Below are 24,531 nucleotides of genomic sequence, written 5' to 3' on the forward strand. Positions count from 1 at the left end.
ACTCTCTCACAGTTGCGGCGGACACACCAAGCTTCCTGGCGGTCAGACCATAGCCGAATCCTCTCTCGAACATTTGCGCTGCTTGCTCCCGGAGCAAACGATCATGTCTTAATCCCAGATTTATAGACATGAAAAGCCTCCTGTTTCTTGGACTTTAGTTTTGATGTCCAAGAAACGGGAGGCAGTTCAAGGTGTGCAGACGGGGTCTTTTAGAAGTGAGCCTTATGCAGTGGGCTTTTCTTCCTCAGTATCTGAATTTTCAAGCGGCTTTGCAGGCTCACTTCTACGGCCTGAATCGGGGTCGAAGAGCACAGTTCCGACCGGAATCTGGCGTTCTATTCCGTCAAGCTCAGCTTTGCCAAGTTGAATAGGCTTGCTGCCGCTATGAACTGAGAAATCGTAGTCCTCTTGAGCCGTGTGGACGGAGAACTGGGTTTTCCCCCAATAATCTGCAGTGAAAGTCGGCTCAAATCTCTTGAAGGTCGCATCTTCGAAGTCCACATTGCTGCTGAAGGTTGCCGCGCTGAAATCCGCCCTTTGGGCGAAGTCCGCTCCCCAGAAGCTCACGGCTCGGGTGAAGTTCGCTTCCCAGAAGCGCACGGGTTGGGTGAAGGTTGCCGTTCTGAAGTCTGCGGTTTGGGCGAAGTTCGCTTCCCAGAAGCTCACGGGTTGGGTGAAGGTCGCCTCGCTGAAGTCTGCGGTTTGAATGAAGGTCGTTTTGTCGAAGTTTGCTTTACTGTAGAACTTGGCAGAAGAGAAATTACCTTTCTCAATTGTGATGGCGTTGAGGGGATAGAAAATGGGCGCTCGGCTGAAATCGAAATCGAAGTTGCTCCATGTGCCAGGAATGGTGGATATTTCGTCTTTTTTAATTATAACCGTACTGGATCGATCACTAATCTCGGAGAAAATGAGACGGCGAACCTCAGATTCATTTTTAAGTTTATCCTGTGTTGTGGCGTCTAAGGATTCTATGTCTTTTTCTGTATATTCATCAGGCATGGTTCGAATATACTTGCAAAGGATATCGATGATTGTCTGAGTCTCTTTTTGGGCTCTATTTTTTAATTTATTTTGGTCTTCCTTGTTGTCCGATAAATCTTTGTATTCTAACCAATCGTCGGCAAGGTGGACGAGTTTATACACCGCTGCAAAAGCATCCTTTGATTTGCCGCTATTAAGTTCTGTTACGGCTTTATCAAATCGATCACTGTACGAATTGTGTAGTTGTCGTATATGATCTCGAGCATCTTTCTGTTTCTGAGTATCTAGTTGCTCACGTTCAAGCTCGCTTTTTTGATGCGTCTTTAGCAGTGTAAAGACTGCCAAAATTCCGCCGGTGACAGTTAAAAGTGAAGTAGTTATATCTTTGGTTTCCCCAATGTATTTATATGAATACAAATATTGAGGTATCGAGAACGCGAGAATTCCGCCTAATGCGATACTTGAGACAAAGACTCGCTGGGGATACTCATTTAGGAGTTTCATTATAGGTTTTGAGAAGCAAGAGACAAGAATAATCAGAGATAGAATTAGAAGAAGCCCATGGATTGAAAAGCTGTTTCGAAGGCTATCGATTTCCTTGATTGTTTCATTGGCTGCGTCTCTGCCTTCTTTTATTTCTTGTAGCAACTGTTGAGTCTTGTTTAGATGTTCATGAGATATATTTTGGACATCTAGGAAAAAGCAAATTGCGATATATGTGAATATTGAAAATATAATAAGTGGTATCCAGTTATTAGCAAAGAAATTGCGGATAGTTGCCTTTTTGCCGTTGGTATCTGGAGGAGTTGCATCTGGTGTGGGTTGAATGGGGGAGTGCTGCATGGAGTCTCCTGTCTGCTTTGAGAGGATATGGTCCTAGCCAGGATACGGCAGGCGGGTAGCCTCAAGCCACAGGTGAAGGTTGAAAAATTACGGGTCGGACAAGCGGAGATACCTTCATAAAGCGAGCGATGAAGCTTGCATACAGGTCCTCTATATATAAGAGGGGCGAATCTCTGAAATCTCAGGCGGGCTGCCCGTCGAGGAATTGTTCGAGAGCGTGCGTGTAGCGTTCGCGCCGCTCAGTCTGCAGGTTGTGTGCCGGGGTGTTTTTGCGTTGCCGCAGCGCGGTGAAGAGTTTGTTGAGGTTCATGGTGGTGTTCCCTTCCTGCTCCGGTGCTGGCTTATATCCAGCATAGGGGAGGACCCCACCCTTGTGCGCTCGCACTGGGCAAAAGAAGAAGCCCCGCCTGCACATCTCGTGCAGGCGGGGCATCTCTAATGAGCCTTACTTGGAGGGGGTTTCTCCCTGATTATCAGACTCTTCTATGGGCTTCGCAGGCTCACTTATACGGCCTGAATCGAGGTCGAAGAGCGCAGCTCCGACCGGAATCTGGCGTTCTATTCCGTCAAGCTCGGCCTCACCCGGTGGGATAGGTTTACTGCCGCTAGAAACTGAAAAAATGTAGTCCTCTTGAACCGTGTGAACGGAGAACCAGGCTCCCAAAATCTCGTTCATAAAGGTTGGCGCACAATTTTTGAAGAACGCATCCTTAAAGCTCCGCTTTTGGACGAAGGTTGCCCCCGCGAAGTCTGCGTTTTGGGTGAAGGTTGCCCAGCTGAAGTCTGCGTTTTGGGTGAAGATTGCCCTGCTGAAGTCTGCGTTTTGGGTGAAGATTGCCCCGTTGAAGTCTGCGTTTTGGTCGAAGGTCGCCCCGTTGAAGTTCGCCTTTTGGTCGAAGGTCATCCCGCTGAAGTCCGCGGTTTGGGTGAAGGCCGCTTCGTAGAAGTCTGCGGTTTGGGTGAAAGTCGCTCTCTTGAAGTCCGCGTTTTGGGCGAAAGTCGCTCTCTTGAAGTCCGCGTTTTGGGCGAATTTCGTCCAGCTGAAGTCCGCGTTTTGGGCGAAGGTCGCCCCGCTGAAGCGCACGTTTTGGGTGAAGGTCACCCAGCTGAAGTCTGCGGTTTGGGTGAAAGTCACCCCGCTGAAGTCTGCGTTGCTGTAGAACTTGGCAGAAGAAAAATTACCTTTCTCAATTGTGAGGTTATTGAGTGGGTAGAAAATTGGTGCTCGACTGAAATCGAAATCGAAGTTGCTCCATGTGCCAGGAATGATGGATATTTCGTCTTCTTTAATTATAACCGTACTGGACCGATCACTAATCTCGGAGAAAATGAGACGGCGAACCTCGGATTCATTTTTAAGTTTATCCTGGTCTGCGCTGTTTAGGGCACCTATGTTTTTAAGGTCTTCTTCTGTGTATTCACCAGGCATGGTGCGTATATATTTGCAAAGAATGTTTATGATTGTTTGAGCTTCTTTCTTTGCCTTCTTTTTCAGTTTCTTCAATTCTTTCTTATCATCGCTGAGATCTTTATAATCTAACCAAGCATCGACAAGTTTAGCTAATTTAGGTACAGCTGCATAAGCAGATTTCACATCGTTGCTGTTAAGCTCCGCAACTGCTTTATCAAAACGATCGTTGTAGGAATCATGGAGCTGACGAATATGGTCTCGAGCATCTTTCTGTTTCTGGGTATCTAATTGCTCACGTTCAAGCTCGCTTTTCTGGTGAGTTTTATAATATCCGAATATGGCAATAATTCCACCCGTAATACCAAGCAATGCAGTTGTCAGAGGAGCGCCATCTCCAATGAGCTTTGTGACATTCATAATCATCGGAATTAAGATTGCGAGTGTGCCGCCGAGAATAACAATTATTGTAAAAAATTGAGGCTGATTTTTTTGAAATGAATCTACAATGTCAGATTTTTTCTTATATGCTTCGTCAATGCTGACTCCAATATATATAACAGTGATTATTGTTAAGCATAGCCTGATTATATTAATGCGGGTAGAAGGAGAATCTGAGTAGCATATAAAGTGCGCAATAATTAGCCCAATGGCGGGAAGAATAAGGAAAAGCACCCTTTTCCACCCCGGTTTTATGATTGAGATAAGTACATTAATTGGGTCAGGACTTTCCTTGGGAGGTGTCTCCTGGGGAGGCACAATAATCTCCTGTCTACTTTGAGAGAATATGGTCGTAACCAGCATACGGCAGACGGGTAGCCTCAAGCCATAGGTGAAGGTTGGGGAATTGCGGACCGGACAAGCGGAGATACCTCTATAAAGCGAGCGATGGAGCTTGCAGGCGGTCTTCTATATATAAGAGGGGTGAACCTCTGACGTCTCACCCCGGCTCTAACAGCGCTGCTAGAGGTTGAGTTCCCAGACCCAAAAATCTGCCCGTACCTTCTCTGTATAGGAATCTCGCAGCACCTCTCGCACCCCAATTTTTAGGTTTTTCACCCTCTTTTTAAAAAATTTTTCGCCCAGTTAGCCCGCCCATGTCCGCCGTGCGCTGAATCGCCGCACCGCGCCCGCATCCAGACCAAAAACCCCGGAATTCCGCGGCAAAACCGCCCGTCCGCGCCTCATCGCCGCCCCAAAATTGCCCGCAAAATACCCCTCTAGAGCCCCGAAAAACCCACCCCTCATGCCCCTCCACATAAAAAAGTTGAGTAAAGTTCGCTCAACCCTATTGACACGCCCTCTGAGAGGGTGCATACTTGAGTACATGAGGCTCAAAGCAGCCGCGCAGACCACTCCACACGGGGCGGCGCGCGCAGCACCGACCGCCTCCAAAACTTTCAAACTATCCCGCCTCGCATTAGAAGAAGCGGGGCACTGATCACAAGGAGTGAATAAATATATGGCACGTGCAGTAGGTATTGACCTCGGTACCACCAACTCGGTCGTAGCAGCACTGGAAGGTGGCGATCCGGTCGTCATCGCTAACGCAGAGGGCACCCGCACCACCCCCTCCGTCGTCGCATTCTCCAAGGACGGCGAGGTTCTGGTCGGTAGCGTTGCAAAGCGTCAGGCAGTGACCAATGTCGACCGCACCATCTCCTCCGTCAAGCGCCACATGGGCACCGACTGGACCACCGAGATTGACGGCAAGAAGTACACCCCGCAGGAAATCTCCGCTCGTATCCTCATGAAGCTGAAGGGCGACGCAGAGGCATTCCTGAACGACAAGGTCACCGACGCCGTCATCACCGTCCCGGCATACTTCAACGACGCTGAGCGTCAGGCAACCAAGGAAGCCGGCGAGATTGCAGGCCTGAACGTCCTGCGTATCGTCAATGAGCCCACCGCCGCAGCACTCGCATACGGCCTGGACAAGGGTAAGGAAGACGAGCTCATCCTGGTCTTCGACCTCGGTGGCGGTACCTTCGACGTCTCCCTGCTGGAAGTCGGCAAGGACGACGACGGCTTCTCCACCATCCAGGTTCGCGCAACCAGCGGTGACAACCGCCTCGGTGGTGACGACTGGGACCACCGCGTCGTCGAGTGGCTGCTCGCACAGGTGAAGGCAAACACCGGCGCAGACCTCTCCAAGGACAAGATTGCACTGCAGCGTCTGCAGGAGGCAGCTGAGCAGGCTAAGAAGGAGCTGTCCAGCGCTTCTAGCACCAACATCTCCCTGCAGTACCTGTCCGTGACCCCCGAAGGCCCCATCCACCTGGATGAGAAGCTGACCCGCGCAAAGTTCGAGGAACTGACCCGCGACCTGCTCGAGCGTACCAAGAAGCCCGTGCTCGACGTAATCAAGGAAGCTGGCGTGTCCATCTCCGAGATTTCCGAGGTCATCCTGGTTGGTGGCTCCACCCGTATGCCCGCTGTCGCTGAGCTCGTCAAGGAGCTCACCGGCCGCGAGCCCAACAAGGGCGTGAACCCTGACGAGGTCGTGGCAATGGGTGCAGCACTGCAGGCAGGCGTGCTGAAGGGCGACCGTAAGGACGTTCTGCTGATCGACGTCACCCCCCTCTCCCTCGGTATCGAGACCAAGGGCGGCGTGATGACCAAGCTGATCGAGCGCAACACCGCAATCCCGACCAAGCGTTCCGAGACCTTCACCACCGCAGAGGACAACCAGCCCTCCGTGACCATTCAGGTCTTCCAGGGTGAGCGTGAGTTCACTCGCGACAACAAGAACCTGGGTACCTTCGAGCTGACCGGCATCGCCCCCGCACCCCGTGGCGTGCCCCAGATTGAGGTCACCTTCGACATCGACGCAAACGGCATCGTCCACGTCTCCGCAAAGGACAAGGGCACCGGCGCTGAGCAGTCCATGACCATCACCGGCGGCACCTCCCTCTCCAAGGACGACATCGACCGCATGGTCAAGGACGCAGAAGCACACGCAGAGCAGGACAAGGCACGCCGCGAGGCTGCTGACACCCGCAACGAAGCCGAGTCCGTCGCATACACCACTGAGAAGCTCCTGAAGGAGAACGGCGACAAGCTGCCCGAGGACGTCAAGACCGAGGTTCAGGGCGACGTTGATGAGCTGAAGAAGGCACTCGAGGGCGAAGACGACGCAGCAGTGAAGTCCGCATTCGAGAAGCTGCAGGCATCCCGATCCAAGCTGGGCGAGGCACTCTATGCAGCAGCACAGGCTGACGCTTCCGAGTCCAAGCCCGCCGCTGATGAGGACGTTGTCGACGCCGAGGTCATCGACGAAGACGAGAAGAAGTAATCATGGCTGAGCAGGAAAACATCACCCCCGACCCGCTGGAGGAGGCATTCAATGCCCCCGCAGCGGAAGGCCACCCCGAAGCTGAATCGGTCGAAAGCCCCGAGGAAGCCGCGGAAGCCGTCGAGGCTGAGCTCCAGGACGCTGTCGAGGCAGAATCTGCGGATGCGGCACTCGCCGCGGAGCGCCTGGACTCCCTGCTTCGCCTGCAGGCAGAGTTCACTAACTTCAAGAACCGCACCGCTCGCGAAAAGGAGCAGCTGCGAGGCTTCGTAACCAGTGAACTGGTGACCGCGCTGTTGCCGGTGCTCGACGATATCGACGCCGCACGCAAGCACGGCGACCTGCAGGACGGCCCCTTCGCCTCCATCGCTACCAAGCTCGAAGAGCTGCTCGGCAAGCAGGGCGTGGAGCGCTTCGGTGAAGTAGGCGACGCCTTCGACCCGAACATCCACGAAGCTGTACTGCAGCAGCCCACCGACGAGGTGCCTGAGGACCATGTCTCCATGGTTCTGCGTTACGGCTACCGCGTGAACGACCGTGTGGTTCGTACCGCTCAGGTGGCTGTGGCTGTCGCACCGTAAGGTGGCAGGCTAGGCATTGGCTGAATAACTAACGACGGGCGGGTGCTCTCCCAGACGGGGGAGCGCCCGCCCTGTTGTTTGCTTGCGATATGTGCGTGGTCTCGGTATGTAGCGGCGGTGGTTAAAAAGCCTTGTAGGGCGCTAAATTTTGGTCTACCCCCTTCCAAAATTGAGTCAAGTAGACTAAACTTTTATATAGAGCATTAAGACAAGAACGTGGTGCCCTGCTAGCCGTCCCGTAACCGAGGAGGGCGGCGCATCACCGCGAGAGGAGAAACAAACATATGGCAAGCGAAAACTGGCTAACCGACGATTTTTATAAGGCCCTGGGCGTGAGCGAAGACGCGAGCGAGAGCGACATCAAGAAGGCGTACCGCAAGCTCTCCCGCAAGTACCACCCGGACCTGAACCCCGGCGACGAGCAGGCGGAGAAGAAGTTCAAGGAAATCTCGGAAGCATACGACGTGCTCTCCGACAAGAAGCAGCGCGAGGAGTACGACCAGATTCGCCGCTACGGCGCCGCAGGCATGGGCGCGGGCGGCTTCGGTGCAGGCGGCTTTAGCGGCGGCTACCCCGGCGCGGACGCATTCGGCGGCTTCAGCAACGGCGGCGCAGGCATCAACATTGACGACCTGCTCGGCGGCCTCTTCGGCGGTAGCGCCGGCGGTTCCCGACGCTCCGCAGGCTTCACCAGCGCCGACTTTGGCGGCATGGGCGGCGGCGGCTTCGGCAGTGCACAGCACGCAGCCCCCGAAGAGAGCAGCACCAGCACCCGCATCAGCCTCGCTCAGGCATACACCGGCGCAACCGTGACTGTGTTCCTGCCGGATGGCTCCCACACCGAGGCACGCATCCCCGCAGGCATTAAGGACGGTCAGAAGGTCCGCCTGCGCGGCAAGGGTCTGCGCGGCGGCGATCTGAAGGTCACCGTGCGCGTCTCCGATGACTCCGTGTATTCGCGCGAGGGAAACAACCTGATTATGCGCGCACCCGTCACCCTCGCCGAGGCCGTCGACGGCGCAGTGATTGAGGTGCCTCTGCCCGACGCATCCACCGTGAAGCTGCGCCTGGCACCCGGCCAGGTCGGCCGCCGACTGCGCGCTAAGGGCCGCGGCTTCAAGGCTAAGGGCGGCGACGGCGACCTGCTGGTCATCCCGGAGATTGTACTGCCCACCGAGCTGAGCGCAGAGGCGCAGGAAGCATTCGATAAGTTCGTAAAACTGGCACCGCAGGAGAACCCGCGTAAGGATCTGTTGAAGAAGGCGAAGTAAACCATGGCATCTCGAGAATCATCATCTAAGTCCCGTAGCGGCAAGCCGCTGCACAGCGTGGACCTGCCGGTTTTCGTGATTTCTGTGGCGGCTGAGCTGGCGGGCATGCACCCGCAGACCCTGCGCCAGTATGACCGCATCGGCCTGGTCCAGCCTTCGCGTGCGCCCGGTAAGGCGCGCCGCTATTCGCAGCGTGACGTTAACCGTCTGCAGCAGATTCAGCAGCTCTCGCAGGAGGGCGTCTCCCTGGAGGGTATTCGCCGTATTATTGAGCTGCAGTCCCTTGTGGAGGATCAGCAGGAGCAGATTGCGGCGCTGCAGCATCAGGTTGAGGACGCGAAGGTGAAGCTGGGCATGGCGGAGCGCGTGTTCGCAGCCGGTACCAGTGGCGATGTGGTGCATATTGCCCGCGGTACCCGCCCGGCGCCTCGTCAGCGTTCTTCGGCTGTGGTGCTGTACCGTCAGCGTCACCAGTCGGCTACGGCGGATGACGCGAAGCCGCAGCGCTAAACCAGCTAAACCCGCTACACTTGGATAAACGGTTCGGCTGTTCTAGCTCATTTGTGCTAGTCAGCCGCCCATATAGGCTTGTGAGTCTTTGTGTCATGCGCCGCGAGGTAGGGTAGACCCCCGCCCCGCATGCACTTGGACCCACACACAAGGAGGTGAGGCTCCCCGAATGACCGGGGAGCCTCACCTCCTTAACGTATAAGTCGCGTACTAGCGCTGCTCCGCTTACTTACGGCGGTAGGTCAGATCGTGCGCGCGTCGGCCCGCCTCCTGAGCCTTACGCTCAAAGCTGGTGAGGGTACGACCCTCCCAACGCGGAGCCCAACCACCCAGCGGATCCTCCTCGGTCGCACCGGCGCCGGGGTTCACGTTCTCAAAGTCGGGGTGCGCCTCCAGAACCTCGCGCATGACCAGGGCGTACTCCTCCCAGTCAGTCGCCAGACGCCAAATGCCGCCGGGCTTGAGCACGCGTGCAACCTTATCAGCGAACGCCGGGGACACCAGGCGGCGCTTGTGGTGGCGGGACTTGTGCCAGGGGTCCGGGAAGAACACCCACAGCTCGTCCACGGAGTTCTCCTCAAGCATGTTGTCGAGCAGTTCGGGTGCGTTCGCCTGAGCCACACGCACGTTCTCCACGCCGGCGTTGCCCATCTTCAGCAGCAGGTCCGCGATGCCGGGGGTGTACACCTCAACGGCGAGGAAATTCGCCTCGGGCACCTCAGCTGCGCGGTGCACAATCGCCTCGCCCAGACCGGAACCAATCTCGACGACCTGGTACGCCTCGCGGCCGTAAATCTTAACCGGGTCGAAGGTCGCCTCGGGCGCGACGGAAGTGTCGGTGCGCAGGCGTGGAATGTCCAGCACGTGGGTGGGGGAGTAGGTGTCCCACGCCTTCTGGCGGCGCGCGGTGAGGCGGTCGCCGCGGCGGACGAAGGAGTAGGGCTGGCGGAAGAATTCCTCGGGAACCGGCTTCTTGGCCTTTTCTTCGGTGGATTCGGGTGCCTGGCTAGGCTGCGTGTTCTCAGTAGACATACCTAAAAGAATAGCGCAGGGCCGCTGCACCGTGCGGTTTCGCGGTGTGCGGGGCTGGCATGACGCTGAACTAGCCGGGCGTGGGGTGGGTGCGGTGTACGTCCGGCGGGCGTAGAAATTTAGCGCGCAGACAAAAGTGCGGCGGCTCAGGGGTGATGCGGGGTGTGTTCCGGGTGGAGGCTGAGGGATGCCACAGGCTCGCCCCGTCTCAAATCCTAGCCATGTTGGATTCATTGCGCTTGTGTGGGTATGAGGGGGTAAAATTTGAAATTATGCATTCTCTGTATATTTCTTATCGGTGATACAAGCCCCGGCAAACCCGCGCCCCTGGAGCCCATAAGCCCCAAAACCGGCACGGGTTGCGGAAACAGGAATTTCACCTTCCCGTACGCCGTTAAGAAATATGCGTGAATACCAACCACCCGGAATCGCCCCCGAGCAACAACAGGGTAACTGACGTAGAAAAGAGGAATACGTGACACAGCAGCCAACGCCGCAGAACTCCGTCACCGGCCTAGATTCGGAGGCTGAGCACTCCAAGCTCCAGCGCGGACTGAGCTACCGACACATCCAGCTGATCGCTATTGGCGGCGCCATCGGCACCGGCCTTTTCCTCGGCTCAGCAAAGACCATCGCTCTGACCGGCCCCTCCATCGTCTTTGTGTACGCGATTATCGGTAGCGTCATCTACTTTGTTCTGCGCGCCATGGGCGAGATTCTGCTCTCCAACCCCAAGTACAAGTCCTTCACCGACTTCATTACCGACATCCTCGGTCTGCGCGCCGGCTTCTTCGTCGGCTGGTCGTACTGGTTCTTCTGGGTCGTCACAGGTATCGCGGACGTCATTGCCATTACCGGCTACATCAAATACTGGTGGCCGGAAATCCCAGCCTTCATCCCGGCGCTGACCGTTATCGTGGCTCTGCTGTTGCTGAACCTGCCCTCGGTGAAGAACTTCGGTGAAATCGAATTCTGGTTCGCAGTCATTAAAATCGTCGCGATTGTCGCCCTCATTATTGTTGGTGCGCTCATGGTTGCCTTCAGCTTCACCGCGCCCGACGGTACCGTCGCCTCTGTGGCAAACCTCTGGGATCACCCCGGCCCCTCCGGTAGCGGTATCTTTACCCAGGGCCTGACGGGCTTCCTGGGTGCCTTCCAGATTGCGCTCTTTGCCTTCGTGGGTGCTGAGCTGGTCGGTACCGCCGTGGCGGAAACCGAACACCCTGAACGCACCCTGCCCAAGGCAATTAACGCGGTACCCTTCCGCATTGGCCTCTTCTACGCGCTGCCGCTGCTGACCATCCTCGCCGTCACCCCCTGGGACAAGCTGGATAAGTCCATGAGCCCCTTCGTGGGCATGTTCTCCCTGGCGGGCATTGCTGTTGCCGCCTCCCTGGTGAACTTTGTGGTGCTGACCTCCGCGGCGTCCTCGGCGAACTCCGGTATTTTCTCGACCTCCCGCATGGTCTACGGTCTGGCACACGACGGTGCCGCACCCTCCGCGCTGGGTAAGCTCACCAAGAACGGTGTGCCCGCTAACGCCCTGTACCTGACCACCGTGATGCTGCTGTTTAGCCTGGTCATGTTGTATGCCGGTAGCGGCATCATGGAGGCGTTCACCGTGGTGACCTCCGTGGCGTCGATGATGGGTATCTTCACCTGGAGCATGATCCTGATTGCGTACCTGGTCTACCGTAAGAAGTTCCCCGAACGCCACGAGGCATCCGCATACAAGATGCCCTGGGGTATTGGCATGAGCTGGTTTGGTCTGGTCTTCTTCGCCGTCATGGTCTACGCCCTAAGCCTGTACCCGGACACCGCAATCGGCCTGGCACTGACCCCCATCTGGTTCATTGCTCTGGCTATTGGCTACGAGATTCTGACCCGCCGTCACGCCGCTAAGCATGCTCGTGCGCTGGCTGCTGGCAATGTTGTTGACAAGGCTGCTGACAAGGCTGGTCAGCAGTAGTTTCTGCTCTTTCTGCGGCGCTGTTGGTAAGCCCCGTTTCTGCATTCTTTTAGGATGCGGAGGCGGGGCTTTCGCGTGCCCTCGTGCCTGCCTGTTTACGTTCCGGGCGGCATTTTTTACACCGCTTGATATGACGTGAATAATAGAAATAGGTCACATTTTTGCCGTAAATCCTGTTTTCTTGCACTTAATACCTGTAGAATAACTATCCAAGTAGCTGTGAGGGCTCTCAGAAAAACTCCGCGTCAATCGATAGTGTGACACTTCCGAATACTGCGCGGTAGCTGGCAGAGCCTCAGCCTCGCCCCGAAATCCGGGGACACCCCGCAAGCAAATGGCCGCATATTCATGCATTAGCTATACCTCCTGAATCTTAATGATTCTCATTACACTAGGGGTACATGCGGTACGGGGTACAACCGCTGAAAAGAGGACGTCGTGACTGAACAGAACAACGTCAGCCTGAATCCTAAAGCTCCCGAACAGGGAGAGCGACTACACCGCGGTCTAAGCAACCGCCACATCCAGCTCATCGCCATCGGCGGTGCCATCGGCACGGGCCTGTTCATGGGCTCCGGTCGCGCCATCTCCATGGCGGGTCCCTCAGTTATTTTCGTGTACATGCTCATCGGCGCCGTCATCTTCCTGGTACTGCGAGCTATGGGCGAGATTCTGCTCTCCAACCTGAGGTACAAGTCCTTCTCTGACTTCACCACCGACCTTGTCGGCCCCATGGCGGGCTTCTTCCTCGGCTGGTCCTACTGGTTCATGTGGGTGGTCACCGCCGTCGCGGACATCATCGCAATCGTCGGCTACCTGCACATGTGGTGGCCCGACCTGCAGCCATGGATCCCGGCGCTCGCCGTCATCGGCGTTCTGCTGACCCTGAACCTGGTCTCCGTGAAGAACTTCGGCGAAATCGAATTCTGGTTCTCCATGATTAAGATTGTCGCCATCGTCGCCCTGATCATCGTTGGCGGCGGCATGATCGCCGTCGGCTTCACCTCACCCAGTGGCGCACAGGCATCCGTTGCAAACCTCTGGAATGACGGCGGCATGTTCCCCAACCACCTGCTTGGCTTCCTCGGTGCATTCCAGATTGCCGTCTTCGCGTTCATGGGCTCCGAACTGGTCGGTACCACCGCCGCAGAAACTAAGGACCCCGAAAAGACCCTGCCCAAGGCAATTAACGCCGTGCCGGTACGTATTATGGTCTTCTACGTGGGTGCACTCGCCGTCATCCTGATGGTCACCCCCTGGCGCCTGGTCAGCCCCGATAAGAGCCCCTTCGTCGCCATGTTCACTCTGGCGGGCCTGGGTATCGCCGCGCATATCATCAACTTCGTGGTGATTACCAGCGCAACCTCCTCGGCGAACTCCGGTATCTTCTCCACCTCGCGTATGGCATTCGGTCTGGCGCGCGAGCGCAGCGCCCCGCAGTTCCTGGGCAAGATTTCTAAGAACGGTGTGCCGCGTAACGCGCTGTTCCTCTCCGCCGTGATGCTGCTGTCCTCGATTGTGCTGCTCTACGCGGGCGACTCGATCTCTCGTGCGTTCAACCTGGTCACCACCGTGGCTGCGGTGCTCGTGATTTTTGCGTGGGCCATGATTATGGTCAGCTACCTGATGTACCGCAAGAAGTTCCCCTCGCGCCACAAGAAGTCGAAGTTCCGTCTGCCTGGCGGCCGTTTCTCCGCGTGGCTGGCGCTGGCGTTCTTCGCTTTCACCATTGGTGTGCTGACCATGAACGAGGAAACTCTCATGGGTCTGCTCGCGATGCCCATCTGGTTCGTGATTCTGGGTATCGGCTGGGTCTTCAAGCGCCGCGCTGATGCCCGCCGCCACGAAGCAATCTCGACCCGCACCGCGCAGATTGCGATTGTGGAGGCGTCCGAGATTTTCTCGGCACGCTAAACACCCACGCTAAGCCATACTGGTTGCCAGTACCGGCTATCAGCGTATGCGTAAAGCCCGCGTCACCTGCTCCTCTCAGGGAGCGGGGACGCGGGCTTTCGCTGTCTCCAGGGATGAACCCGACGAGAGGCTCGCGGGAGTGCTTGCTTAGACGGACGCTACCTCAGCTTCTTCCGCCAGCGGATCCTCGTCATCATCGGTGCGGTAGAAATCCCAGCGTTCACAGCCGCAACCGGAACGCATCGCCTCGATGACGGCGGCAGCCGCCTCCATCGGGTCGAGTGCGTGCAGGTTCCACAGCGCGTGCACCGGCACCGGGTGCCTCCAGCCGTGCCCCTGTAGGAACTCCGGGTCGAAGGCGGGCAGCGCCTCGACGGTGGGTTCGAACTCGCAGAGGAAGCCGGTGGGGGAGCGGAAAATCGTCACCATGGGGGTCGGGTCGGCGTCCTCGAGGGAGGCGCCATCGAAGAAGTAGTAGGTGCTCAGGCGGCGGTTCCAGGCAAGCTGCGCGAGGCGTTCGCCGAAGACCTCCACCGTCTGCTCCCACTGGGTGCGGTGGTACGCCGCCAGGTCGGTGTGGGCGGTCTGCACCACGCCGATGCCCTGCTCGGTGAGTTCGCGGGCGCTCAGACGTGCGGGTTCTGCCGATTCTGCGGGAGCGCCCGCAGGGGAGCCGTCCGGGGTATCCGGCTCTGCTAGTTCTGCATCGGTGAGCTCAGCGTTAGTCAGCTCAGCGTCGAGGAGCTCAAGCTCCTCAGCGGCGCTCGCCTCGGCCTCGTTCGACTCAGTGGCGCTCGCCTCCACGGCAGCTACGTTGGCTTCGTTCCTCGTCCACAGGCGTAGCTCGCGGGCAATCTGCGTGCGTCCGCGATGCAGGGTTGTCTGCCAGGAGCCGAACTTGGCGCGTACCGCACCCAGGGGCGGCACCTGCTCAATGAGCGTGGGAATGGTAGACCAGTAGCCGTAGTTCAGCGCCGTCGGCTCGCGGTCGTAGCGGGCGCAATAGCTCAAAAAGAGGCTCAGAGTCTTCGGCGCAAAATCCTCGGGTACCGCCGCGGCGTCGATATACCACTCGTTCTCGAGCGCTTCTGCCGGGTAGATGCCGGTGCGGAGCATGCCCAGGGACCAGTCGCCGTCGCCGAGGTAATCGTTGACGGTCTGAACCGGTGCCGGCCACGCCGATTCGCCCTCCATGCTGGCGGCAAGCAGGGTGTACAGGCTACCGCCCTCGGTACCGATTTCTTTCACGCCGCGCTGCCGGATGTCCTCGAGGGTCTGCGCGTAGGCTTCTTCCTCCAGCTGGGAGTAGGGGTGTGCGGCAAGGTACTTGAGCGTAGCGCCGATCTTCGCCAGAATGTGGGCGATGTCTTCGCTATTGAAGTGGCGCGCCTCCAACGCGGGCGGCAGGTCGTGGATAATATCGCAATCAAGAATCAGCGCCGTGTACTCGGGCTCCGGGGGCAGATCGTAGGCTTCCGCGAAAACATACCAGAGGCCGCAGGCGAGCACCGTGTAGCTCGGGGCCTCTGCCGTGACCGGACCAAACTGCCAGATACCGGAGTTCAGGGCATAGTTCAGATGCTTCTTGTTGATGTGCGGGTACAGAAAGTTGAGGCGGCGGAGAACCTGGCTAGGGGTGAACCCCAGCGCGGCGAGTTCGGCGATAAGTTCCGCGTACTCGTCGTGAAAATCTAAGTAGCCCTCCGGAGCGTTTGATAGCGCGGCTTGTTCGCGCATGGGTCCCTCTTTCATCTGCGGGATGTGGCAGCACCTTGTCGTACCGTGCCGCCGAAACCCTGAATGCGTGCACGCAGACAAGGGCGTTTGCGTGGTGTGATGCCACCCCTTATCTGCACAAATAAGAGATATTTTTTCAAAAAATATCCTCTTTTATCTAAATTTATCGCTGAAACTTACCACTATTCAAATAGGTGAACCCTCAACACGGTTTCTTACGTAAAGATGACAACGTTTAGCGAACCCACAGGGCAAAATGTGCACAAAGACTCGCATTCTGCACTAGAAAATACGGCGGAAAAATACGCTCACCCGCACCCGCCCAGACGAGCACAATACGCCCCACGCTGACTCTACCCCCAGCATCACCGGCCAACCCGTGAGCCGCGGCGAAATATGCGAAACTGGAAGGATGAGCGAACACCCCCTCCCGAGCAGTATCCGCCCGCGTGCGAATCGAGCTGCAGACCCCGCGCCCAGCAGCGCCGCACACCGCGAAAAACACGAAACCGGTGGCGCAGCTGAGCCGCCCGCCGAGCACCTCATCAACGCGCTCGCCGTAGAAACCGGCATTGCGCCGCACCGCATCCGCGCCGCCGTGGTGCTACTCGACGCCGACAACTCCGTACCCTTCATCGCCCGCTACCGCAAAGAAGCAACGGGCGCACTCACCGACACCCAGCTGCGCACCATCCAGTCGCGTCTGGGTCAGCTCCGCGCCCTCGAAGAGCGCCGCAACCGCGTGCTCGAAGCGCTCACCGAACGCGCCGACGAAGGCCTCATCGACCCGCTCACCCTGCTGCAGCTGCGTTCCTCGCTCATGAACGCCGCCACCATCGCAGACGTGAACGCCATCTACGCCCCGTACCGCAGCGAGCGCGTGACCCGCGCCCAGATGGCGCGTGCCGCCGGGCTTGATTCCCTCGTTGAAGACCTGCTGGAGGTGCCCCTCGCCGAGGCGCACGCCATTGCCGCCGCGTACATTACCGACGGCACCGAAGACGACGAAGACGACGAGGATGAGGGCATTGAGGCGGCAGAAGCAGACGAAGCCCTGCAGATTCACAGCGCCGAAGAGGCCCTCGACGGTGCCCGCGCGATCCTGATTGACCGCGCCCTCACCGACCCGGTGCTCAGCGAAAAGCTCCTCAAGCGCCTACGTGAAGGCGGCGTGATTGAGTCCCGCGTGATTGCCGGTCAGGAAAGCACCGGCGCGAAGTTCTCCGACTATTTCGCCTTCTCGGACCGTATTCGTTCCATTCCGCCGCACCGCGTGCTGGCGCTGCACCGCGCCAAGGACGCCGGCGTGGTGCGCCTCAAGGTGGATGTGGCACCCGCCCCCGTGGCGCTCAGCCGCCTGCGCGGTGCCGCCCGTGCCGAAGCTGAGGCCGCCGCCGAAAATTACGAGAACGTCCGTTCTGCATACGAGCGTGAAGTCGCTGCCGCGCTACGCATCCCCGTGCAGGTGCTCAACACCGTCGACGACGAAGACCGCGTACTCGGCTGGCTCGCCGCCACCGTCCGCACCGCATGGCGCAGCCACCTGCGCCCGCGGCTTGCCGAACGCATTCGCCACCAGCTACTCGACGCCGCCGCACAGCACGCCACCGAGGTATTTGCCTCCAACCTGCGCGATATTCTGCTCGCCGCACCCGCCGGCCACAAAACCACCCTCGGCCTGGACCCGGGCCTGCGCCACGGCGTGAAATACGCCGTAGTTGACGGCACCGGTGAGCCGCTGCGCGTGGGCACCGTCTACCCACACGCCCCGCGCAACCAGTGGGCAGAAGCGCTGCGCGAGCTCGCCGCCGCCTGCCGCGAGCACGGCGTGGAACTCATCGCCATCGGCAACGGCACCGCAAGCCGCGAAACCGACAAGCTCGCCAGCGAACTGATCCGCACCCTGCGTGAAGAAGGCGTAGACGCGCCCCAGAAGGTGACTGTCTCCGAGGCGGGCGCCTCCGTCTACTCCGCCTCCGCCCTCGCCGCCGCCGAACTGCCCGACTACGACGTGACCGTACGCGGCGCCGTCTCCATCGCCCGCCGCCTGCAGGACCCGCTCGCCGAGCTCGTCAAAATCGACCCGCAGTCCATTGGCGTGGGCCAGTACCAGCACGACGTGCCGCCCGCCGCCCTGCGCCGCGCCCTCAACGACACCGTCGAAGACTGCGTGAACGCCGTGGGCGTGAACCTCAACAGCGCCTCCGTGCAGCTGCTCGCGCACGTGGCGGGCGTGGGCACCGCAACCGCCGAACGCATCGTCGCCTACCGCACCGAACACGGTCCCTTCACGAACCGTCAGCAGCTGCTGAACGTGCCGCGACTGGGTGCGAAGACCTTCCGCCAGGCGGCAGGATTCATCCGCATCCGCGGCGGTGAGGAGCCGCTGGACGCCTCCGCGGTGCACCCGGAAGCCTACCCGCTCGCGCGCCGCATCATTGCCGACGCGCAGGCACGCAACGGCGCCCACTGGGTTGCCGGCGCCCTGGGTACCTCGGATGGAACCGACCCGCTCGCCGGGCTGAACCCCGCCGACTACGTGCAGGATAGCGGCACTCAGACCGATACTCAGGTGAGCGCGGACGAAGCCGCCGCCGGTGTGTACACGGTCGAGGATATCTTCGCCGAGCTGCGCCGCCCCGGCCTGGACCCGCGCGGTAGCTTCCGCACCGCCCGCTTCTCCGAGTCCGTCTCGCACTTCGAGGATGTGCGCCCCGGCATGGTGCTCGAGGGTACCGTCTCGAACGTGGCGGCATTCGGTGCGTTCGTGGATATTGGTGTGCACCAGGACGGCCTCGTGCACATCTCGCAGATGAGCCGCGGCTACGTGGCGAACCCGCACGATATTGTGCGCAGCGGCGACATCGTGCAGGTGCGCGTGGTGGAGGTCGACCCGGCGCGCCGCCGCATCTCCCTCTCCCTGCTGGTAGAGGACGAGAACTAGCGGGGGAGAGTGCGATCGCTCGCCGACTTATCGAGCAATCCGCGAATGAGCATTCTCTAAAACCTTAGCTCCCGCAAGAGTGTACAAAAGCCCCGACAAGCACTATCCGTGCCTGTCGGGGCTTTATTTAGGTGTGTATCGAGCTATACGCCCGAGCTACACCTTAGAAGTCAATGTTCGCCGGGTCAGCGCCAATACGCCCCTCGGGGCTGGAAAGCGCATCTACAGCCGCGATGTCCTCGGCGGTCAGCTTCACGTTCACCGACGCCAGGTTCTCCTCAATGCGGGAGGGGGTCACAGACTTCGGGATAGCCACGGTGCCCTTAGCCAGGTGCCACGCCAGCACGACCTGCGCGGGGGTTGCGCCGTGGCGCTCCGCGATCTCAGCCAGCACGGGGTTCTGCAGCAGGTCACTACCGTTACCCAGCGGGCTCCACGCCTGAGTCGCGATGCCGTACTCGGCGTGAACGGCGCGCAGCGCCTCCTGCGAGAAGTAGGGGTGCAGCTCAACCTGGTGGATGACCGGAACCACACCGGTCTCCTCGATAATCTCGCGCAGCTGCTCCTCGGGGAAGTTCGAAACACCAATGGAACGGACCTTACCCTGCTTCTGCAGCTCAATCAGCGCACGCCACGAATCCAGGTACAGGCCCTGCTGCGGCTTAGCCCAGTGAATCAGGTACAGGTCAACGTAATCGGTGCCCAGCTTCTCCAGGGACGCCTCGAACGCCTCAAAAGCGCTCTCGTAGCCCTGGTCGGAGTTCCACAGCTTGGTGGTGAGGAAGATGTCTTCGCGAGCCACGCCGGAGTTAGCGATAGCGCGGCCCACGCCCGCCTCATTGCCGTAGATAGCGGCGGTGTCGATGTGACGGTAGCCGATCTCCAGGGCGGTGGCCACGACCTTCTCGGCAACCTCGTCCTCAACCTGCCACACGCCGTAGCCCAGCTGCGGAATGGATCGACCGTTGTTGAACTTTACGTTGGGTACGTTGTAGCTCATGCTGCTCCTTTGGAATCTATGGGGAGGCGGCGCCTCCGTAAGTAGTCCTTCAAGGCTACGCCCCAGAGCCCCCGTTGAGAAGAGCCGCAGCAGAATCGGGCGCGAATCTAGCCTGAGGCGTAACCAAATGACAAAAAATGACGGGTGCCAGAAATGCCGCTCAGACTCGAGGGCGGCTACCGCTCGGGCTCGAGGGCGGCTATCGCTCGACAGCCGGCGCAAAGAGCTCACGCACATCCTCAGCCGTCACCGCCGCGGAGGCGAACTCGCCCTCACCGACCACCGCATCGAAGAGCGCGGCCTTCGACTCCTTGAGCTGCATGACCTTCTCCTCAATTGTGCCCTCGGCGACCAGACGGTAGACGTGCACCTCCTTGTCCTGGCCGATGCGGTGAATACGGTCCACCGCCTGCTGCTCGGCGGCGGGGTTCCACCACGGATCCATGATGAACACGTGGTCCGCCTCGGTCAGGTTCAGACCGAAACCGCCAGCCTTGAGCGAAATGAGGAACACCGGCTCCTGACCGCTCGTGAACGCCTCGATGACCTCGGCGCGGTTGCGGGTCGAACCGTCCAGGTACAGGTGGCCGATGCCCTCCTCCGCCAGGCGCGCCGAAATGCTCTTGAGGTAGCCGGTGAACTGGCTGAACACCAGCACGCGGTGGCCCTTCTCTAGCAGGTCGGGTAGCTGCTGAACCAGGTAGTCGCGCTTGACCGAGGACACCCCGGCGTAGGCCTCCGGGTCAATCAGCGCGGCATCAAGCGCCAGGCGGCGCAGCAGGGTCAGCGACTGGAAGATCGTGAAACGGTTCTTGTCCATGTCCTCCAGCAGACCCAGCACCTTCTGACGTTCACGCTGCAGATGCGTGTCATAGATGCGGCGGTGACCGGCAGCCAGCGGCAGGTTCACGCGCGTATCGTTCTTCGCCGGAAGCTCTGCCGCCACCAGCTCCTTAGTGCGGCGCAGCATGAGCGGGCGGATGCGCCGGCGCAGACGAGCAGCCGTCGCCGCGGCGTGCGCCGGGTCCTCACCGGACTCCGCCGGGCGAGCGTACAGGTCACGGAACGCGCGGGCGGAGGGGAACAGGCCGTCCGCCACAATCGCCAGCAGCGCCCACAGCTCCATGATGTTGTTCTCAATGGGCGTGCCGGTCATCGCGATCTTGGTGCGGGCGGGCATCGCGCGGGCGATGGACCAGGCGCGGGTGCCGGTGTTTTTGACGAATTGCGCCTCGTCCAGCAGGAGCGCACCCCAGCCTTCGGGGGCGGAGAGTTCGCCCGTGGATTCGTCAACGGTGCGGCCCAGCGTGCGGGCGTAGCCGGTGTACGCGTCCTCGTCCATGCGCAGCAGCGTGTAGCTGGTCAGCACCAGGTGTGCCCCCGCGATGCGCTCAGCCAGCGGGGTCTTACCGGCGGTGGTTTCGGTGATGGTCACGACCTTCGCCTCGGGTAGGAATCGCTCAGCCTCCGCCGCCCAATTGGCGATGACGGAGGTCGGCGCGACCACGAGGAAAGGCGCGAACGGCTCGACGCTCTCACCGCGCCCGGCAGCATGTTCGGAGGCGGTACGTTCAGAGGCAGCACGCTCGGAGGCGGCACGATGCTCCTCGATCGCGTGGGCGAGCAGGGCGAGAGCCTGCACGGTTTTACCCAGACCCATATCGTCTGCGAGAATACCGCCCAGACGCTGCTCGTACAGGAAGGACAGCCATTGGAAACCCTCCACCTGGTAGGGGCGTAGGGTCGCCTGCAGGCCGGTGGGCACCGGGCGCTGAGCAATCACCCGACGGGAAGCCTTCTGAGATGCAGAGGAACGCTTAGCACCCTTGTCAGATGCTTTTTCAGTACCCTTTTCAGTACCCTTTTCGGTGCTCTCTTCGGCATCCTCCAGGCCCTCAACCAGCTCCAGCAGCGAACGCACCTGAGCATCCCACCGCGCGGTCGTATGCACGCTCGCCGCCAGCGACTCCAGCTCAGAGAACAGCCCCGCCTGGTGACGGTTAATGCGCAGCTCACCGCCCGCATCGTCGAGTTCGCGAGCCTCCGCAATGAGGGTGCGCAGGGTCTTAAACTCGGGTCGACGCAGCGAGAAATAGGTGCCGTTACCGAGCAGAATACGGTCCGCCCCGCGATCGAGCGCCTCAAAAATCTGTGCAAACGGTACAGTCCAATTGTTGACCTTCACCGCAATGCCCAGGCCGAACCAGTCGCGAGAATTGCCCTCGTTCACGGTGATTTCAATGAGCGCGTCGGTTGTCTCCACGAACTGTGGCGGGGTGCCGTTAAAACGCACCTGAACAGCGGAAACACGGCGAAGTTTCGGCAGAATCGCGCTGAGCAGCTCGCGGGTTTCCCAGCCTTCGATGCGGCGCTCTTCCAGCCCGGAAAGCGCCGGGTGAGCGGCAAGAATGGTGCGCACCGAACGCAGTACGCGCGCCTCAAAACGCTCATCGCGAACCTCGCCACCCTCTTCACCGGGGTAACCGAAAACCGGCAGGGACAGCACATCGGAGCCAGTCGCCGGATTTTGCGCGCTTGCATCCTCGGCGCTCGCCTCCTCTGCGCTGTCCTCCGCGAAGGGGTTCAGCGGGTACTCCCAATGCCAGCTCAGCTGCGCGTCGTGGCGTACCTGCTCGTCAAAGCTGATTTCAAGCACCAGATGCGGCGGCTTCACGCGCGGCAGCGCCAGCGCCGGATCGGGGGTCAGCGAGGGAATGGAACGACTGAGCGCGGGCAGGTATTCCTTCTGGAACGTGGCGCGTTCCGCGGCGGGAATGTGCACGGTTCCGGCGCTAATGAGCGATTCGGAGGCGGCATCGAGCGGCTCAACCAGGGGGATGAGCGCCAGCTCCACACCCTCGGGCAGCTCGGGCACAGCTGGGGAGTAGCGCACCCGCTCACCCTGTACCGGGGCAATCGTCGGCGCGCTATTCTCAGCCTCCTCAGCCGGCGCCTCCTTCTGCACAAAGGATTCGCGACCCACCTCGTCCAGCGCACCGGGGCGCGCGGTCTTCCAGTGCACCGCCTTTGCCGCCTGCTCGTACTCCTGCTGGGCGAGCCCGCCCAGGGCAAAGAAGCCGGTGCGCGGGGTGCCGATGGGGTGGCAGTGGGCGGCGGGTAGCCAGAGCTGGCGCAGTAGTTCGCCTTCGCGTCCTTCCCAGCTGAGCGCGGCTTGAAGCTGCAGTCCGGTGCCTTCCGCGTGTTTCTCTTCGCTGGCGGCGGCGTGCAGGCGCACCTGCGCGGGGCTCAGCACGGCGTAGTTCACCTCGCGACCGTTGACGAGCAGCGGCAGACCAATATCCTCCGCGCGGGCGAGTACGTCCCAGAGCAGAGTGGAGGCAGAAGCGCTGATTGAGATCCAGTCGCGGTGCGAGGAGTACATGTTCTGCCAGGGGCGGGCAATCGAGTAGAGCTCGGCGAAGAATCGTTCGTGTTCGGGGTAGATTTCGTGCCGCCCGACGGGCCCGCCCACGCTGGAGGCGAAGGTTTCCCAGCTGAGTCCGCCCTTGATCCAGCGCCCGGTTTTGGACGCCATGAGCGGTCGGGCGAGCAGGTTAATGCTGGGGGTTGCGCCGGGCATATTGCGGCCGCGCGCGTAGGAGCCGGAGACGCTCAGCGAGAAATCCAGGGCACCGCTCACGCGCATTGAATCAATGCCTGCAAGGTCCTGACGTGCGGAAAGAACGGAGGAGAGATCGCGTCGCCATGCCGAGATTTTGGTTGCGGATGCCTCTGCCTGCAGGCTCGGGGAGGCGCCTAGCTCGTTGAGTGCAAAGCTTCCCTGGGGGTTTGCGGGCTCGGCAGTCGCTGCATCGGGCGCGGGCAGTTTCGCCGCGGTGGTGAGCGCACCGGAGGCGCGTAGCGCCGCGAGCGGGTCGGCGACTTTCTTCGCCTCCGCAACGTCCGCGCTCTTTGAATCTGCGGGTCCCTTTGCCTCTGCCGCGTCCTTTGCCGCGGCACCGGGTACGCCGACCGGTCCGGGGTGTTCGCTGAGTGCCTTTTTCGCTACGGAGGCGCGGTCGAGCGCGGTGAGCATGAGTGCTACGGCGTGCTTGCAATCGGTGAGCACGGGGCAGGTGCAGCGGGCGGTGAAGGTTGCGGAGCCGCTGACGGCGGGGAAGAAGCGAATGGTCACTTCGTAGGGGATGATGGTGCTTCCGTTGACGAGCCCGGTGAGGGTTCGCTCGTCTTCGTCGTAGCTGTAGCGGATGACTTCGCGGTTGCGCTGGTAGGCGACGCCGCGCTGGTAGGTGCGGTGCCCGGCCTGGCGAATGATCTGCGGTACGGTGACGGGAATTTCGGGGAAGGGATTGTTGGCGCTCACCAGCTCATTATCGCGTATTGTGCGGGTATGCGCCTTGTCGCCGGTCATTTGCTGGCGGCTGCCGGGCTGGCTGTTGGACTGACTGCCGGGCTGGTTGCCGGGGCGACTATTGAGCGGTGGTTTGGGGTGTATTTCGTATTTGTGGTGGGGGAGTTTTTAACGCATAAAAACACCGGTATTCACATAAGATATTCCGCACAGTATCAAAAATTCACCCCATTTAAAACGTTCCCACAAGCCAAAACGCTAATAATCTAAATCTCTTTCAAAAAACGCTTTACTTAACTTGAGAAAATGCTGTAAGCTAAACCCAGCTTCAAGAGTTTCGACTGATAAGCTCCGACTATGGTCGAACGCCAACCCCATGTTCACGGGTGGCTCGGATGACGAAGCGGTTTGTATTCACCACCGGAATAACCGGTGGTAATTGGTACAGACAAGAGCAACGCGAAAGGATCGCGCCACTCACGGCGCAGGTTGTCACATGTACAACGGCTCTGCAACCGAAGCAGCAATCTCTCTGAACCCCTCCCGCTCCTACCAGGAAAGCCTGCGTGCCGCAGCTGTCCCCGCGCGAGGCGGATACACCGCAGTCAGCATTGACGATTACTCCCGCATTTCTTCTAAGCGCGACGAGTTCCTGAACTTCCTTCTTCTGCCGAACCCTGAGGGCATCCCCGCTATTGAGTACGCCGGTCTGCGCGTAGCGTAGCATTAGG

The 24,531-nt window shown here is 59.7% G+C and carries 16 protein-coding genes and 1 riboswitch; of the genes, 9 read left to right on the forward strand and 7 right to left on the reverse strand.

The window, feature by feature from the left end:
* Positions 1-222 precede the first annotated feature (222 nt).
* The 3 genes from RQ593_RS03700 to RQ593_RS03710 form a co-directional block, all read right to left on the reverse strand.
* Positions 223-1,827, reverse strand: a complete 1,605-nt coding sequence (locus RQ593_RS03700) for a pentapeptide repeat-containing protein (RefSeq protein ID WP_311449856.1) — start codon at positions 1,825-1,827, stop codon at positions 223-225.
* A gap of 181 nt (positions 1,828-2,008) precedes the next feature.
* Positions 2,009-2,137, reverse strand: a complete 129-nt coding sequence (locus RQ593_RS03705) for a hypothetical protein (protein WP_304268824.1) — start codon at positions 2,135-2,137, stop codon at positions 2,009-2,011.
* 135 nt (positions 2,138-2,272) lie between these two features.
* Positions 2,273-3,994, reverse strand: coding sequence for a pentapeptide repeat-containing protein (locus RQ593_RS03710; protein WP_311449857.1), 1,722 nt, complete (start codon positions 3,992-3,994; stop codon positions 2,273-2,275).
* Positions 3,995-4,697: 703 nt separating this feature from the next.
* On the opposite strand from RQ593_RS03710, the gene dnaK reads away from it, so the two are divergent.
* The 4 genes from dnaK (at position 4,698) to RQ593_RS03730 (ending at position 8,892) form a co-directional block, all read left to right on the forward strand.
* Positions 4,698-6,530, forward strand: coding sequence for a molecular chaperone DnaK (gene dnaK / locus RQ593_RS03715; protein ID WP_311449858.1), 1,833 nt, complete (start codon positions 4,698-4,700; stop codon positions 6,528-6,530).
* A gap of 2 nt (positions 6,531-6,532) precedes the next feature.
* Complete coding sequence (locus RQ593_RS03720; protein ID WP_311449859.1) at positions 6,533-7,111, forward strand: nucleotide exchange factor GrpE; 579 nt, start codon at positions 6,533-6,535, stop codon at positions 7,109-7,111.
* 284 nt (positions 7,112-7,395) lie between these two features.
* Positions 7,396-8,382: a DnaJ domain-containing protein gene (locus tag RQ593_RS03725; protein ID WP_311449860.1), complete on the forward strand. Its 987-nt coding sequence runs from the start codon at positions 7,396-7,398 to the stop codon at positions 8,380-8,382.
* A 3-nt stretch (positions 8,383-8,385) separates the two neighbouring features.
* The gene (locus RQ593_RS03730) at positions 8,386-8,892 is read left to right on the forward strand and encodes a heat shock protein transcriptional repressor HspR (RefSeq protein WP_311449861.1); all 507 of its coding nucleotides are present in this window, start codon (positions 8,386-8,388) and stop codon (positions 8,890-8,892) included.
* Between the two features lie 225 nt (positions 8,893-9,117).
* On the opposite strand, the gene trmB is transcribed toward RQ593_RS03730, so the two are convergent.
* Complete coding sequence (trmB, locus tag RQ593_RS03735) at positions 9,118-9,924, reverse strand: tRNA (guanosine(46)-N7)-methyltransferase TrmB (protein ID WP_005508988.1); 807 nt, start codon at positions 9,922-9,924, stop codon at positions 9,118-9,120.
* Positions 9,925-10,399: 475 nt separating this feature from the next.
* Here trmB and RQ593_RS03740 point away from each other — a divergent pair, with 475 nt between their 5' ends.
* Together RQ593_RS03740 and RQ593_RS03745 are read left to right on the forward strand one after the other, a co-directional pair.
* Positions 10,400-11,893, forward strand: coding sequence for an amino acid permease (locus RQ593_RS03740; protein ID WP_311449862.1), 1,494 nt, complete (start codon positions 10,400-10,402; stop codon positions 11,891-11,893).
* 438 nt (positions 11,894-12,331) lie between these two features.
* Positions 12,332-13,807, forward strand: coding sequence for an amino acid permease (locus RQ593_RS03745; RefSeq protein ID WP_311449863.1), 1,476 nt, complete (start codon positions 12,332-12,334; stop codon positions 13,805-13,807).
* Positions 13,808-13,954: 147 nt separating this feature from the next.
* Here the strand turns inward: RQ593_RS03745 and RQ593_RS03750 are convergent, their stop codons facing one another.
* A complete protein-coding gene (locus RQ593_RS03750) occupies positions 13,955-15,544 on the reverse strand; it encodes a dehydrogenase (protein WP_311449864.1) in 1,590 nt (529 codons plus the stop codon).
* A 412-nt stretch (positions 15,545-15,956) separates the two neighbouring features.
* Here RQ593_RS03750 and RQ593_RS03755 point away from each other — a divergent pair, with 412 nt between their 5' ends.
* Positions 15,957-18,488, forward strand: a complete 2,532-nt coding sequence (locus RQ593_RS03755) for a Tex family protein (RefSeq protein ID WP_311449865.1) — start codon at positions 15,957-15,959, stop codon at positions 18,486-18,488.
* Between the two features lie 163 nt (positions 18,489-18,651).
* Here the strand turns inward: RQ593_RS03755 and RQ593_RS03760 are convergent, their stop codons facing one another.
* Positions 18,652-19,488, reverse strand: coding sequence for an aldo/keto reductase (locus RQ593_RS03760; RefSeq protein ID WP_311449866.1), 837 nt, complete (start codon positions 19,486-19,488; stop codon positions 18,652-18,654).
* 199 nt (positions 19,489-19,687) lie between these two features.
* Entirely contained in the window at positions 19,688-23,860 is a 4,173-nt protein-coding gene (locus tag RQ593_RS03765) for a DEAD/DEAH box helicase (RefSeq protein WP_311449867.1), read from the reverse strand.
* Here RQ593_RS03765 and RQ593_RS03770 point away from each other — a divergent pair.
* Both RQ593_RS03770 and RQ593_RS03775 read left to right on the forward strand, forming a co-directional pair.
* Positions 23,840-24,070, forward strand: a complete 231-nt coding sequence (locus tag RQ593_RS03770; protein WP_311449868.1) for a hypothetical protein — start codon at positions 23,840-23,842, stop codon at positions 24,068-24,070. The genes RQ593_RS03765 and RQ593_RS03770 overlap by 21 nt on opposite strands.
* A gap of 56 nt (positions 24,071-24,126) precedes the next feature.
* A riboswitch (SAM riboswitch) is annotated at positions 24,127-24,261 on the forward strand.
* 35 nt (positions 24,262-24,296) lie between these two features.
* Positions 24,297-24,524, forward strand: a complete 228-nt coding sequence (locus RQ593_RS03775; protein WP_005506796.1) for a hypothetical protein — start codon at positions 24,297-24,299, stop codon at positions 24,522-24,524.
* The last annotated feature ends 7 nt before the right edge of the window (positions 24,525-24,531 follow it).

Origin of the sequence: uncultured Rothia sp., from assembly GCF_963507905.1 — a bacterium.
In the GTDB taxonomy this organism is placed as follows: Bacteria; Actinomycetota; Actinomycetes; order Actinomycetales; family Micrococcaceae; genus Rothia.

Excerpts from the sequence above, each read along its gene's own strand:
- RQ593_RS03700 (WP_311449856.1), bottom strand. The coding sequence starts at position 1,827 with ATGCAGCACTCCCCCATTCAACCCACACCAGATGCAACTCCTCCAGAT.
- RQ593_RS03705 (WP_304268824.1), bottom strand. The coding sequence starts at position 2,137 with ATGAACCTCAACAAACTCTTCACCGCGCTGCGGCAACGCAAAAACACC.
- dnaK (WP_311449858.1), top strand. The coding sequence starts at position 4,698 with ATGGCACGTGCAGTAGGTATTGACCTCGGTACCACCAACTCGGTCGTA.
- RQ593_RS03720 (WP_311449859.1), top strand. The coding sequence starts at position 6,533 with ATGGCTGAGCAGGAAAACATCACCCCCGACCCGCTGGAGGAGGCATTC.
- RQ593_RS03725 (WP_311449860.1), top strand. The coding sequence starts at position 7,396 with ATGGCAAGCGAAAACTGGCTAACCGACGATTTTTATAAGGCCCTGGGC.
- RQ593_RS03730 (WP_311449861.1), top strand. The coding sequence starts at position 8,386 with ATGGCATCTCGAGAATCATCATCTAAGTCCCGTAGCGGCAAGCCGCTG.
- trmB (WP_005508988.1), bottom strand. The coding sequence starts at position 9,924 with ATGTCTACTGAGAACACGCAGCCTAGCCAGGCACCCGAATCCACCGAA.
- RQ593_RS03750 (WP_311449864.1), bottom strand. The coding sequence starts at position 15,544 with ATGCGCGAACAAGCCGCGCTATCAAACGCTCCGGAGGGCTACTTAGAT.
- RQ593_RS03755 (WP_311449865.1), top strand. The coding sequence starts at position 15,957 with ATGAGCGAACACCCCCTCCCGAGCAGTATCCGCCCGCGTGCGAATCGA.
- RQ593_RS03760 (WP_311449866.1), bottom strand. The coding sequence starts at position 19,488 with ATGAGCTACAACGTACCCAACGTAAAGTTCAACAACGGTCGATCCATT.
- RQ593_RS03770 (WP_311449868.1), top strand. The coding sequence starts at position 23,840 with ATGCGCCTTGTCGCCGGTCATTTGCTGGCGGCTGCCGGGCTGGCTGTT.
- RQ593_RS03765 (WP_311449867.1), bottom strand. The coding sequence starts at position 23,860 with ATGACCGGCGACAAGGCGCATACCCGCACAATACGCGATAATGAGCTG.
- RQ593_RS03775 (WP_005506796.1), top strand. The coding sequence starts at position 24,297 with ATGTACAACGGCTCTGCAACCGAAGCAGCAATCTCTCTGAACCCCTCC.